General features: G+C 59.8%; 12 protein-coding genes. 2 read left to right on the forward strand and 10 right to left on the reverse strand.

The features are described 5' to 3' along the window. Positions 1-2 precede the first annotated feature (2 nt). A complete protein-coding gene (locus tag FIU92_RS22015; protein WP_084353827.1) occupies positions 3-1,910 on the forward strand; it encodes a type IV secretory system conjugative DNA transfer family protein in 1,908 nt (635 codons plus the stop codon). A gap of 18 nt (positions 1,911-1,928) precedes the next feature. Here the strand turns inward: FIU92_RS22015 and FIU92_RS22020 are convergent, their stop codons facing one another. Further along, on the reverse strand, positions 1,929-3,350 hold the full coding sequence (locus tag FIU92_RS22020; RefSeq protein WP_040701697.1) for a DUF2235 domain-containing protein: 1,422 nt from the start codon (positions 3,348-3,350) through the stop codon (positions 1,929-1,931). A gap of 174 nt (positions 3,351-3,524) precedes the next feature. Between FIU92_RS22020 and FIU92_RS22025 the strand changes: the two genes are divergently transcribed. Further along, a complete protein-coding gene (locus FIU92_RS22025) occupies positions 3,525-3,800 on the forward strand; it encodes a WGR domain-containing protein (protein ID WP_007120621.1) in 276 nt (91 codons plus the stop codon). 231 nt (positions 3,801-4,031) lie between these two features. Here the strand turns inward: FIU92_RS22025 and FIU92_RS22030 are convergent, their stop codons facing one another. The 9 genes from FIU92_RS22030 to FIU92_RS22070 all read right to left on the reverse strand — a co-directional run bounded on the left by FIU92_RS22030 (position 4,032) and on the right by FIU92_RS22070 (position 13,550). Beyond that, complete coding sequence (locus FIU92_RS22030; protein ID WP_007120620.1) at positions 4,032-4,319, reverse strand: DCL family protein; 288 nt, start codon at positions 4,317-4,319, stop codon at positions 4,032-4,034. A gap of 18 nt (positions 4,320-4,337) precedes the next feature. After that, the gene (locus tag FIU92_RS22035) at positions 4,338-6,959 is read right to left on the reverse strand and encodes a DEAD/DEAH box helicase (protein WP_084353841.1); all 2,622 of its coding nucleotides are present in this window, start codon (positions 6,957-6,959) and stop codon (positions 4,338-4,340) included. Beyond that, positions 6,956-7,903 (reverse strand): DUF1837 domain-containing protein, encoded by a 948-nt coding sequence (locus tag FIU92_RS22040; RefSeq protein WP_037210173.1) that lies wholly within the window; start codon positions 7,901-7,903, stop codon positions 6,956-6,958. Before FIU92_RS22040 ends, FIU92_RS22035 begins: the two co-directional genes overlap by 4 nt. 258 nt (positions 7,904-8,161) lie before the next feature. Further along, entirely contained in the window at positions 8,162-9,157 is a 996-nt protein-coding gene (gene virB11, locus FIU92_RS22045) for a P-type DNA transfer ATPase VirB11 (protein ID WP_007120616.1), read from the reverse strand. 82 nt (positions 9,158-9,239) lie between these two features. Then, positions 9,240-10,682 carry a TrbI/VirB10 family protein gene (locus tag FIU92_RS22050; RefSeq protein ID WP_133840893.1) on the reverse strand — a complete coding sequence of 481 codons (1,443 nt, stop codon included), beginning with the start codon at positions 10,680-10,682 and terminating at the stop codon, positions 9,240-9,242. Between the two features lie 2 nt (positions 10,683-10,684). Beyond that, entirely contained in the window at positions 10,685-11,407 is a 723-nt protein-coding gene (locus tag FIU92_RS22055; protein ID WP_133840894.1) for a TrbG/VirB9 family P-type conjugative transfer protein, read from the reverse strand. A gap of 5 nt (positions 11,408-11,412) precedes the next feature. After that, positions 11,413-12,093 (reverse strand): virB8 family protein, encoded by a 681-nt coding sequence (locus FIU92_RS22060; RefSeq protein ID WP_133840895.1) that lies wholly within the window; start codon positions 12,091-12,093, stop codon positions 11,413-11,415. A gap of 17 nt (positions 12,094-12,110) precedes the next feature. After that, on the reverse strand, positions 12,111-13,124 hold the full coding sequence (locus FIU92_RS22065) for a type IV secretion system protein (protein WP_133840896.1): 1,014 nt from the start codon (positions 13,122-13,124) through the stop codon (positions 12,111-12,113). Continuing rightward, complete coding sequence (locus FIU92_RS22070) at positions 13,125-13,550, reverse strand: hypothetical protein (protein ID WP_133840897.1); 426 nt, start codon at positions 13,548-13,550, stop codon at positions 13,125-13,127. Between the last annotated feature and the right edge of the window lie 8 nt (positions 13,551-13,558).

A 13,558-nucleotide genomic window follows, 5' to 3' on the forward strand; every position in this document is an offset into this window, starting at 1 on the left:
CCATGACCAAGACACTCCCCCTTTGGGCCGCGCTCCTCTTCGGGGTGATCTGCGGCGCCGTCATCGGCACCATCGTCGCCGCCTTCTACCTGACCCTGGCCCTGAAAACCGGGTTTGGTAGTTTTGACATGCTGGCGCTCTGGAAAGCCAGCGCGGGCACCCGAGCGGCGCATCCCGAAGCGTTCAAGGTGGGGTTTGGCGCCGTAGGCTTCGGGGCGATTGGCCTCGGCGCCCTGGCGCTTGCCTGGACCTGGAAGAAGGAGCGGGACGACTATGGCTCGGCCCACTGGCAGACCAAGGCGGAGCTGAAGAAGAACGACATGCTTCAAGCGCCTGGCAAGGGCTTTGTCTGTGGCAAGCTCGGAGCCCCGACGTCCAAAGCTGAGTTCATCTCCTCGACCACCATCCCGCATGTGATGATGGTCGCGCCGACCCGGGCCGGTAAGGGGGTTGGCTTCGTGATCCCGAATCTTCTGAGCTTTGCGGGCTCGGTTGTGGTGCTGGACGTGAAGGGCGAGAACTTCGAGAAGACCGCGCGGCTCCGGGCGCTCAACGGCGACGAGGTCTATCGGTTCAGCCCGTTTGATTGGGCCAATGCCACGCATCGGTACAACCCGCTTGCGCGGATTGCCAAGGCCCCGACATTCGCGCAGCGCTTCACCGAGGTCTCGATCCTGGCAGACCTCTTCCTCGACAAGGACAACAAGACGCTCGACACCTTTTCCGAGGCCGGCAAGTCGATCTTCGTTGCGGCCTGTCTGCTGGCGATCCAACGCGGCACGCCGAACCTCGGCGAGGTGAACAAGATCGTCGCCGGGGGCGAATACAAGAACGCCCAGTACAAGACCTATGCCGACGAGGCCGAGGAAGACATCCTGCGCGAGCTCTGGACCAATGCGGCCTCAGCCTCGTCGCGGCTGCTGACCTCGAACATTCAGGCGCTGATGACGGCCGGTCTCAAGCAATGGGACAACCCGGCGGTGCGCTCGGCCACCGAGGCGAGCGACTTCGATTTCTCGACCTTCCGGAAGACCCCTCAGTCGCTTTACATCGCGGTGTCCGAGGATCACATCGCGACGCTGGCGCCGCTCTTGCGCCTGATGTTCGCCGATCTCATCGCCTCGATCCGGCTGAACGAGCCCGGCCCGGACGAGCCCTGGCCGGTCATGATGATGATCGACGAATTCCAGCAGATGGGGGCGATGCCCTATCTCGAGCGGGCGATCCATTCGCTGGCAAGCTATGGCGGCCGCGTCGCGATGATCGCGCAGTCGCTGGCTTCGCTTGATCGGATTTACGGGCCCGAGGGCCGTGAAAGTCTCGAGAACGGGGCAGGGCTGAAGCTCTACATCACCCCGCGGGACCAGCGCACGGTGAAAGAGGTCTCCGCCGCGGTCGGCAGCACCACCCGCGAGGCGGTGACCCGGATGTACGGTCGCAACAAGGGCTTCCTTGGCGCGACCTCGACCTCGGCGCGTCTGGAAGAGCGGCCGCTACTTTCCGAGACGGAAGCGCGCCTCATGGATCCCGACGAGGTCATAATCCTCGCTTCGCCCCAGCACCCTATCAAGGCTAGCCGGATCAAGTATTACGACGATCCGTTCTTCAAGGACATGCTGGCCCGCCAGGACGGCAAGCCGTTCCCCTATCCGCCGAGTGTGCAGGGCGTGGGGCCCTGGGGCGGTGACTTTGAGGTCGGCGCAGACGACCAGGCGAAACTAGCCGAACGTGCGCCTGTCCGGGATCGATCGCAGCGGCGCGAAGCGCGCGCGATGAGCGTGATGCCGATTGAGGCCGGACGCGGGCAGCCCGAGCCCGAGACGCTCGAAAGGGAAGCCGCCGTGCCGAAGGATTGGAAGGCGGCGCTCGACCGGCAGGAGGACTTCATCGAGGAATTGTTGGGAGGGTGAGCGCCGTCGACTAGTCCCCTATTCGTCGTAGTAGAATTTCAAGTCGCGTCGCTCTTTCAATTGGGCAGGTCGGTAGGGTTTGACCTCGCCACACTGGGCGACGGCCTTGGCTCGCATGCGCTCTTCGACTGAAGGATGGAGCGGGAAGTCGTCGCCAACTGCGCGAATTCCCTTCTTCCAGCGGATGCGGAGGGGGCCAAATGCTACCATCGCGTCTTCGCGGTGCTGCAAACCCAGAGGGTCAGGGGCGCGGTTCAAGACGTTCTCGTTGATCTGGATCGACGGCACGCAGTCTTTCAATTCGTCGACCATCCAATCGAGGGCGATATCGCTCAGGCGGGACTCTGCCTCAGGATAGCTTCCACCGATGTCGCTATGACAGCCCGGGAACCAGACCTGCTTCAACCACTTCGGCTCTCGATCTTTGGTCTCAATCGCGGCCGCCTTCGATGCCCATCCAACCCTTGGAAAGTCAGCACGGTCTTCGTCGATCGCCATGGCGTGACGGGCGTGTTGGACATCGGGATCCAGCCACTTGTCGTAGTTGCGCTTGTTCCAAGCCGCGAAATGACCCGTCTTGAGAATCTGCGGCCAATCGGTTGGGCGCCAGAGCTTCAGTTTGCGCTCGGGATCGTCCGAGAAATACTTGAAGTTGTCGAGCAACAGGGAACCTAGCTGCCAAAGAAGCGCGACTAGAAGTACGCCAAGCGGAACAACCAAAAGCCAAGACCATCCGAGTGCAACGCCTGCGGCCAAAGCCGCCCCGACCCCGAACGTGACGCCCCAGACCAAGGTGCGGACAACTGCCGTTCGCAGTGATGCCACCGTGTCGAAGACCCCGATGAATGTTGGCTGAACGTTTCCCTGATTTTCTTCGCCTACGAGCGGAAAGCTCGAATACTTCTTGCGAAATCGCTTGCCGAGTTCTTCACGGTTCTTGAAGTAAGGATCTTGTCCGCGCGGTTTTCCAGCACCGTGATTATACACGAATTTTACAGCGTCCTTGGCGATCTTGCGCAATCCGGGGCCGTAACGCGGGACCGGCGAACCATCTGGCATCTGCGTCGGGACACCGCAGAGGTTCATAACGTTTGCAAGTGCTCTTACTGTGTAGGCCCCGCGCGAGAACCCAAACAGCAACACACGGTCGCCGGGCTCGTAATGGGCGATGATCTGCTCGTAGCAATCGATTATGTTGTGGTCGATGCCAGTTCCGACGGCGCTTTCCAGGATGGGCTTGATCCGACCGAAAAACCCACCGCGTTCTCCTGTTCCCAAGCCCGGGTCGTAAAAAGCCACTTGGTCCTTAGGGCTAATTGGTGAATCTGGGCCGGGACGCATGGCTCGATACATCTTGTAAACATTCGACAGCCGTTGGTCTGGCCTGGCGCCACCCATCTGGCCGGTTCCGTCCGAGAATATGCAGATGTTCTTTACCATTTGTCGCCCTATTCAAGAACACGAAGTACAGTCAAAATCCTAAACCTGCAGCAGTTCTGCCAAGCTAGGAGAGAGTGCAGCGGAAATGTTTCGCCCGAGTCGGGAAAAATTAGAACATAGTGGAAACACATATGTCTACCTGATATTGTGACACATGAGAAGGGATTGCCCAATATGTTGGATACGATGCAGCAAATGGAAGTGTTCCCGACGACAGTCGATCTCAAGCGGGTCGACCTGTCTATCAACATGCGGCGCTTCTATAGAATGAGTGTTCAACCAGACCTGTTTGGCGGCGCATGCCTCGTGCGGGAATGGGGCCGTATCGGGTTTCGAGGGCAGATGATGATCGAATTTCATGATGACGAGGGCAAGGCTGTCACGGCGCTCATGAAGCTCCATGCTAGCAAAAAGCAGCGAGGGTATAGGGCAGCCGTGGCGCAGAACTAAGATTGAATTTTAGAGAAGAAGATTTCGCATAGCATGTATTTCGCGTTTGTTTTCGGCAACCGGATCCTCCACCTTTCGGCGGTCCAGAATCCGTAGGCAGCTTAAGACCAACCGGGCACCAGTCATGGCTGGATCAGAGCCCAGTGGCAGGTCACCGCACACCAGGAAGAGCATAAACTCGAATACGAGCCAATTAATGAGCGATAGCCGATGGCAGCTCTGTGTTGATGATCAGTAACACGCTCGAAAGGAGAATTTTTCTGTCGTTCCATCGACGCGGTTGACCCAGAAGCAGCGCGTTCCGTAATCCGCCGTTCTTACACTGAAGCTTTCAATTCCCGGGCCGATCTTTTCGGCGGCTTCGGGATGCATATGCATGAGATGCGTTAGTATTTCGGCGTCTTCATTGGTTACCTTGTCACCCAGTTCATATTTGTACAGCATATCCCTAAAAAAGTCGTTTGCGTCTCCTTTCCTCGCGAATGAGAGCGATCCGATCTCTACTGGCTTTGCGGGCATAATCGCTTCCTCTCTACTCTATTCGCTGAATTCGTGGCCCGCTTCCGGATCATCAAGGCCCGATACCTGCAGCGTTTCCCTGACGATAAGGTTAGGCAGGTCCATCCCGGCGAAATTCGGGCCATGCTGATTAATCCAGGCCAGGCAACCTTCCTTGTCCAGATCGTCGCGCGCAATCTTCTCATACAAGGCCACCGCAGACATGCGGGAAAGCCCTAGTTCCATTAATGAGAGAAGCGTGATGCTGGAGACGCCAAACTCAAGCGCTATCCCGATGTCAAAGTCTTCATCAATCAGGTCCTCGCGCTCGGCTTCAGTCAAGAACAGGCGGAGGACATCCATATAGGCGGAAATATACTTCGGTGCCTTGAATCTTGCTGTCTCTTCCACCATGCTCATCGTTTCGCGAATGAGCACTGGAAGCTTGAACGATCTGTTGTTTCGTTGCTGATACTCTATACGCTTCCTGATAATTGCAGCCAAAGACAATCCTTTCAGCCACTCGACAACCACGAGCGCGTGCAGGGGAATGAGACTGTCTGGCAGGAAGACAGGATACAAATTTGCGTTAATCCGTCGCATGACGGTGACGTACCTGTCGTACGCATCGACGCTTTCCGAAGGCGCGAGCAGCAGATTTTCGATATTGCCTTCGTACTTTCGAAAAGCTTCCAGCAAACGCTGCAGGCCCACCGCGCTGACGCCTGGATGTCTTACTAGAACATCCTGCGTAATATTGATCAGCGCCGAAATACCTTCGAGGCTTCTATCGAGTTTCCGGAGCGCATCTGGAGAATGCCGTTTCGCAAATGCGGCATCGGAAAGCGTACCAAGACGAATATATGTATTGAGGAGGTAAGCCCCGACCTGTTCGAATTCTTCGCCTTGCGCAAGATCGGCCAAAGAGTCGATGTTTCTGTTCTCAAGATACGCAGCCAGTTCATCGGTGGAAGATATAACGACGTCAGTTTCTCTCTTGATCGGGTAGCGTGAGCGCTTCGGCACGCCGACGGGCCATGCTTTTTCATCCTTTGGATCGATACAGATAATATTGCCTTGGAATTCGTTTCCCCAGCGACCGGCCCGTCCCGCGAGGTTCCAGAAGTCGTGCGGCTCCATCGGGTTCCCACGGCCCTTCCGGGGACCGCGCACAACGATGGTCCTGCAAGAGAGATTTACTCCTTCAATCAGCGTCGAGGTGCAGGCAAGAAATCTTATCTTGCCGTCGCGGAACAGCCTCTCAACCTCGGTGCGGATGAGAGAGGGCATGTTTCCATAGTGAAAAGCGACACCACGTTCGACCAGCGGCGCGAGCTGATAATTACGGTGGACCCCTTTGCGGGCCAGATCAGCCAGGTCCAGCAATTCCTGATCATCTGTCTTCTCCGAGCCTTCCAACTGGCTGATAAGGAGCGCGACGTCCTCCGCTTCAGCCGCGCCGTTGCAGTAAACCAGTGTGCCGCCGCGACCGCCTGCCGCCGCTGCGATAAACGCCAGCCTTTTTTTCAGGCCCGCAGGCTTGTTTGACAGTTTAAGCGTGCCCAGTGGTATGGGTGAATCGCCCCAGACAAGGTCCAGCGACCACTCCTTGGGCTTCCGAGGCACTTGCTCGGCTAGGATCACGTTCTGCAGAACGGTTGGCATATCGGTATTGACCGACGTTTTCGGCATATCGTTCGGCGCATCCTCAAGCAGTTCTCCGGGATTTTGTGTCGAAGGACTTACAAACACGACCTTCATCATCGGGTTCTGCCGAGACACCCGCTCGATTGCATCCTGCAGTATTACACCACGCTGATTGTCTCCGATCTTGTGCGCTTCATCAACAATGAGAAGGTCTACACTGAAGTCCTCCCCGAGAAGATTGACAAGCAGGTGCAAACGCTCCTGCGTGAATACGAAGACGGCTTTCTTGTCTCCCGTCGTAGATGAGAAATAAACTTCCGTCAGCGGTAGCGACGTGATCTCGATGCCGGTGTCCGACTGACATAGCTCCTTCAGACTGAGTTCAATCTCACTCACCAAAGCCCGGGTTGGGGCAAGGTAAACGGCGATCTTTGTCTTGCTCGTGCGAACGTGATCGAGCAGCCACTGCAAAACGAGGTAAGTTTTTCCGGACGCGGTTGGCGCGGACGCTGAAAGCCAGCCGGCGCCGGAAGAGGCGCCCGCCCATAGTTCTTTCTGAAAATCGTTGACGCCTATCCATTTTCCGCTCGATTCAAGGAGTATCGAGTCCTCGAAACGTCTTCTGTTGGCTTCAAGGCGCATCGACACGCCCAGTCTGCCCTCAAGATCGGGAGCGATCCGGTTTCGCAGTATTGCCAGCTCGACGGACCTGCGATTGGACAGCTTTTCGAGGAGGACAGCCCCCGCATCCCGCACTTCCGGCGAAGTTTCGAGTGTGACGGCAGCGGTTGCGATCCGCAGCGCCGCCTCCTGATGCGTTCGTTCGGTTGATCTGGCCAAAAGGCTTCCGGCCAAAAGAAGCTGCTGCCAGTCAAAGCTCTTCTTTGGGTCAGCGGATTCATGGATTGCGTCCAGATTTGTTATCTCAGTCGCCACTGTGATCTGAGTCAACCTGATAATATCATCACGAAGCGCCTCACCCGACAGCCAATCAAAGAGTTCGGTATCTTTCATTTCTTAATACCCAGCGCCTTAAGGAACGATGCGCGAAACCCATCCGCCGAAGGCACTGGCACACAGAAAAACTGAATGTCGAATTTGTCGAGTTTCTCCACCGATAGTCTGTTCTTTACATTCTTCACCCATTTTTCCATTTCGTCATTCGCCGCCTTCAGGATGTCCTCCCCGATGCCTTTTGCATCATCTTTCGGATAGAAATCCGCATCGAAGGCGATAAGCGCGATCCCGCAATATTCGACCCTGTTCGATAGCGGTGAGGTTCGGTCGAAATATTTCCGGAATGCGGCCGTAAGTTCCGGATCACTGAGATCGGCTTTGTCGCTGAGGAGCACGAGATCCCGCTCGCGATCAGCGCCTTCGTGGTCCGTCTCCACGAGGAAAGGGGCAAGTGATGAAAGGCAATCTCTTATGGCCGCTGTAGGGTCGCCATACACCTTTGACTCGCCCCAGAAAAGTTTGAGAAGGCCGTTTTCGTTTACGGAAGCATAGACGCCGTCCGCACCATGATAGTGCATGTGAGAGTCGGTCTTAAGGTCCATCTTACAGAGCACCTGAGGAACCTTGAGAAAGCGCTCTGCGAGTAGGAAGAGCAGCATCTCGCCGCCTTCGCCAGTATTGGCAAGGTCCGTAAAAGTGCCGATTGCCTCGTGGTGCAGGGCTGCAACCGCGCTTCCGGACTTGAATCTGGCGTCCCGCGCCCGCGCATCATCCAACCGCGATTTCGGGACGGCATAATCGATAATTGAGTTGCGCATAAATTCCGCAAGACGCTCCGGCTTGACGCGTCCGTTCCCATCCACAGTCAGGCAATGACAGTGGAGACGGGCCACGCAATCTTTCAAGAGCACGTCCCGTTTAACAAGCTGGAGATGAACACCCAACTCTTCTGGATCGCCCGAAACTATATTAACCAAATCTTCTGGAAGTACTTGAGTCAGTGGTCGCCTCCTTTCGTTTTAGGGTGGTTGTGCCGACCCCGCTGCTGCTCGCATAGAGAGTATCATACGTAATTCAAATAGTTAGGTTTTTCTTCGCGCTGCGGTCAAAGAAATTGTGCGATACTCCTTCAACGCCCCAAGGTCCGGAGTGTCACCGCTGCCCGTTGATAATACGTCAGCTGTCTCCTTTTGGCGTGAACGCTACACTTCGCCTTGCGGAAGTTCAGTTCAGCGTTGCAAACGGCTGCATCGCGCCGTCTATGTCGGTAGTTTTCTCGACCCCGGCAGATAGAACTCCGTAATCCCCCGCTTCCCCTCGGCCCGCCCGAGCTGGACGATCACATCGATGGATTTCCGGATGTATTCCCGAACCTCGGCAAAGGTCAGTGGTGTGCCGGCCTGCAGCACCATGATCGCCAGTCGATCGATTGCGAGTTCTGCGGTTTCCGCGTGGATGGTGGAAACCGACCCGCCATGGCCGGTGTTGATGGCCTCGAGGTAGGTCAGGGCCTCGGCACCGCGCAGCTCGCCGACGATGATCCGGTCAGGTCGCATACGGAGGGAGGCTTGAAGGAGAGCGTTGGCGCTGCGTTGCGAACCGGCACCGCGGTCGGCAAGGAGGGCGACGGTGTTGGGCTGGCCGGGGAAGAGCTCAAAAGCGTCTTCGATGGTGATCAGCCGCTCGTGCTCGCTCACATGGGTCAGGAGGTGGCGGGCGAACGTGGTCTTCCCGGTCGAGGTGCCGCCGCTGATCAGGACGTTGAGCCGCGCCTCGACCAGAGTCTGCAGCGCGGCCTCAAGGTTCTCCTCCGCTAGACTGGCGATGTTTTTCATCTTCTCCGCGCGGAGGGCGTCGAGCGAGACGGCCTTGCCGAAGAGATAAGCCGGGGCGTAGTCCCTAATGCTGCCAGAGGCGAAGAGGCGAATGGTGATCGAGGCACCGCGATCGATGGCGGGCGGCACGGCGACCTGGACCCGAAGCGGGCGGCCCGCATATTCCACCTTGCCGGAGACGAGGGGGTTCTTTTCAGAGACGCGGGCCTTGGCATCGCCGACGATGGTCTGGGCCATGTTGAGGGCTGTGGTCCGATCCACGGTCTGACCTTCGTGGCGCATGCTGGCATCCCCCGCGACCTCGAGCCAGACCTTGCCGTCGGGGTTGATCGCGATCTCGACCACGTCGTCACGCCGCAGGAGATCGCGGAACGGGTCGAGATAACGCTCGAGGTATGAGGCTGGCGAGGCCTGATCCATCAATTCGGTGATTCCGGTAATATTGAACCTGGTTTCGCTGCCTCTCGCCTGCGGCTCGAACGCGAAACCTGATGCTTCTTTTTCATTGTGAACCGGAACCCCCGTAGATCACCACATCCCGGTCCACGAGCACGGTGACCGAGGCGCCCTGATCGACATAGATCGTCGGCGCGATCGAGACCTGATCGGCGATGACCGACCCGACAGCGTCCTGCAGGTCGCTGCTGACATCGCCCAGGACAATGCTTGTCGTCTCGTTGTTGGCACTCTCCGCCGCCACGGCAGGCGCCGCCCCGATCACGGAAATCAGCGCCGCCCCGCCGAAGCGCTCGGCAAACTTGGTGTCGACGAGACCAGTGAGGCCCGAGCGGCCAAGCTGGTCGCCGCCCACAGCGGCGATTTCCATCGAGGTGCCGTCCGGGGTCAGGACGCGGGTCCAGAGGATCAGGATGCGCTTCTGGTGCATTTCGATCCCGGAGCGGTATTGGCCAAAAAGGCGGGAGCCCCGGGGGATCAGGATCCGGTCCCCGGAAAACGCCGGGACCGGCTCGGAGACGACCGCGACCACGGAGCCCGGCAGGTCGCTGTTTATAGCGGTCTGGAGCGCCGCCTGGATGACGGACCCTTGCGTCAGCGTGCGTTCGGGATGGGTGAGGCGGGCAGCTTCTTGCACTTCGAGTGGGCGCGCGCTTTGCAGGAACGCCTCATTGCCCGAGAGTACCGGGCCCCCGGTTCCAGCGGCAGCAGGATCGGCGACCGCCGCGCCACTTTGGCCACCACGGGGACCGTCAGCGTAGACCACGGCGGGGGATTTGATTTGCGCGGTCAGAAGCTCTTTGGCGACCTGTTCGGCCTCGCGCTGGCGCTGCTCCTCTTCCTGGCGTCGGCGTTCTTCGAGAAGGCGCTGATCGGCAATCAGACCCTCGCGGTCGAGCTCGGCCTCGAGCCCCTCGCGCTGCGCGCGTTCGGCATCCAGCATGGCCTGCAAACCTTCGATGCGGGTCTCGGTCTGGCGCTGCAGATTGGCCAGCTCGGTTTCCTTTGCGGCGAGCGTTGCTTCGAGCGCGGCCTTTTGCTCGTCGAATGCTTCCCGAAGATCTGAGACGGCGGACTGGATTTCCGAGTTGCGGGCGGCCTGGCTGGCGGCCAGCGCCTCGCGCAGCTTGGCGATCTCGGCCAACACTTCGGCGCTCGGCTCAGGTGCTGGCGCCGCAGGCACCTCGAGCGCTTCCTCGACGGCGATCAGCGCGTCGTTGACCCGTTGCTCGGTCTCGTCAGGCGGAAATTCCAGCCGCCCGCCGGTGCCGGGGCGGCGGTCCTGGAAGGTCTCGACATCGGAGGTCTCAAGTGCGCTGTCACCTTCCTGCAGACCAGTGGCCAGGAAATACGCGACCCCGGCGCCGCCAAGGGCGAGGGCCGCGGCGAGCGCACCGACCCCGAGGCTGTTGCCCCGGCGTCCGGATTTTCCACGCTGGTTGAACTGGTCGAGGCGGTCCTGCAGATCGGGAGGGGTTTGATCGGCCATGGTCAGTTGCTCACGTAGATCGCGCTTTCGTCGCGCCAGGCGCAGATCGCCTCGTCGCCGATGCGCAGCGTCCAGTAAGTGTTCACCCCGAGCACCCGGACCGTGTTGCCTTGCTGGGTCCAGTTGACCGTCCGCTCGCGACCCTGGTCATCGGCCTTGAAGAGGGCGGGCTGGCGACTGTTCTCCGGGAAGACGAAATACGTGTAGCGCCCGTCGTCGTAGATATGGCTGGGGCGGAAATCACCTTCGCCCGAGACGCGGTAGTTGTAGTTCCGCGGAGCCTCATAGCCCTTGGGCTGGGTGGCACCCGCCGCGCGGCGTTCCTCGTCGGGGTAGCGGAAGCGCACCTCGAAGAACATACCAGTGCGGTTCGGGATCGAACCCTCGCGCAGGTGGAAGGAATAGGTGCGGCGGTTGGTGATCACCGTCATGTTGGTCGAGGCATTGGCCACATGCGGTTTGATCGTGAGAACATTGCCGAGCTCGGGGATCGGATCGACCTGGAAGCTCTCGGTGTCGCCGACAATGACCGCCTCGAACCTCTCCCCGGCCCCGAAATGAATCGTGGTCGAATGCCGCAAGTCAGTTTCGATCCGGTAGACCTGGTTTTCATTGTAGACGGCAGTGCGGATGCGGATATCGAGCGGGCCGCCTTGTGGCGTGGCTTCGGCGGATGCGGCAACGGGCATGGCAAGCGCCAGGAGGAGCGCAGGTAGAGATCTCATTTAGGTCAGTTCTCCAGGGTCTCGGCGTCGACGCGGTAGGAGGTCACCACGAAGCCCAAGGGGTTGGCCCAGACGTCCTGAAGGCGCTGGCGGGTTTCGGGTTGGAAGTCGTAACCGACAGTGGCGACGTAAGACCGAGTGACGGTGCGGGTATCGCGGGGACGGCGCAGCGTGCGGGTGAAACGGACCTGGGCCACGCCGCGCTCGATCTGGTTCACCGACTTGATCACCACCTCGATCTTGGCGTCACGGCCATAGACGGTAATCGGGTAGTCTTCGTTGGTGGAGGACCAGAGATCGCGCAGCGTGCGCGCGGCGTCGCCATCCGAACGGTCGAGCACCGAGTTGATGCGTTGCTCGCCATCGGTCAGGTCATAAGTTTCCCGATCATCGACATAGGCCACGAGATTGGCCTGGATGATGGCATCGCTTTCCGAGAGTGTCAGCGCCTGGACGGCGGCGACCCGGTCCATTTCGCCGGTTTCCTTGTCGACCACGACCACGAAGGTTTCGGTCGTCTTGAGCGGAAAGAGGCTCGCGCCGGCGACCATGCCGGCCACGCCGACCAGCACACCGGCCGCCGCGACCAACCACGCGAAGCGCTCGCGCCGTCTTGGCCCGTAGATGAAATCCGCCTCAAAAGCATCGCGATCGGGCGCGGGGGAACTGGTCACAAGCTTCTTCAAGTCAATCGTCTTTCACATCAGGGTTTGCGGAAGGCCTTGGCGGCGGAGAGAAGCGCGCCGGGGCTTTGCCGGATCATCTCGCCGGTTTTGACCACGCCCGCATTGGCCATCTGGTTCAGCTCGTGCGGAGACTTGCCGGTGACGAGGCGGGAGGTCGCGCCGGTGCCATACTGGCGCGTGTTCACGAAGCCCTGACGCGCGAGGCCGGTCAGACCCACGGCGTTGGAGGCAATGCCCACGACGCCGGTGAGGTTGGAGGCGATGTAGGGGACCGAGGCCATGATCCCGGCGCTGAGGATCAGGATGACGAGGAAGGGCAGGATGAGGCTGACGGTCTCGACATCACCCGGATCGGCGGAGGCGTCCCCGATGGCCTCGGCGATGGCGACAATGATGCCTGCGGCCCCGGCGGCGGCGACCGGCATGAGCGCATAGCCGATGGTGGCGCGGGTCCAGGCCTCAAAAAGCGACTGGGTTGGTTTGAACAGCGAAGTCACGATCATGAAGGGGGCGATCACGATCATCAGCGCGAACACAATGCGGGCGAAGGCGATGATCCCGGCGGTGACGGCGGCAAAGACGGCTGAAAGGACGAAGAAGATCGCGCCCAGGACCGCCCCGAAGACCCAGCCCGCCCGGTCGCCGATCGTGTCGCCATAGGCGGTGATGCGGGCGACCATGTTGTCGAGGCTCTCATAGACCCCGGCCTCATCGCCCGAGCCGGTGAGCGCGAGGATCGAGGCCCCGACGGAGTCGGGCACGCGCGTGACGATGTCATAGATGACGCTGAAATTATCCCAACTCTGCGCGAATATGCCCACGAGCGCCACCTTCATCCCGAAGGCAAAGCCGGTGCCGAAGGGCAGGGGGCGGAGTTGCATGACCGCGTTGATCCCGAGGAGCACGACGAGGAGCGCGGCCCCGGCCGAGATCACGTCGCCGACAGCGCCTGCCGAAGAGACAAAGCCGTCCTGCGCCACAGTGTCTACCGCGGCGTCGACCTGTCCCAGTATGTCGCGAATTACTCCCATCTATTCCGCACAGACCTCCACGACCTGAGCCTCGAGCGCGTCGGCCTGCGCGTAGAGATCGAGCACCTTGAACGGCAGACGCGGGTTGTCCGAGGTCTGGAACCGGGGCATGGCGTCAAGCGCTTGGTCCCAGGTGAAGTCGCCCAGCAGGCAGGTACAGCTCTCCGAGGCGAGCGCCTCTTCAGCGATCAGGATACGCAGAATCGCGCGGTAACCATTGCGAAGGTATGCGGTCTCGGCCAGATCGATGGGCGGTTTCGGGACCCGGCATGCGTCGGCCTGGTCCCGCGCGATGGCCATCGAGTTGAAGGTCGTGTCGCCGGAGGGATCTGTGCTCGGGGTCTGGGCCAACGCAACACTGGGCAGGGTACTCACGACAAGTGCGGCGAAGCAAAGAGACCGAATTGATGCCAAGCTGTGAGTCATGGTTTGCC

Origin of the sequence: Ruegeria sp. THAF33 (assembly GCF_009363615.1) — a bacterium.
GTDB lineage: Bacteria > Pseudomonadota > Alphaproteobacteria > Rhodobacterales > Rhodobacteraceae > Ruegeria.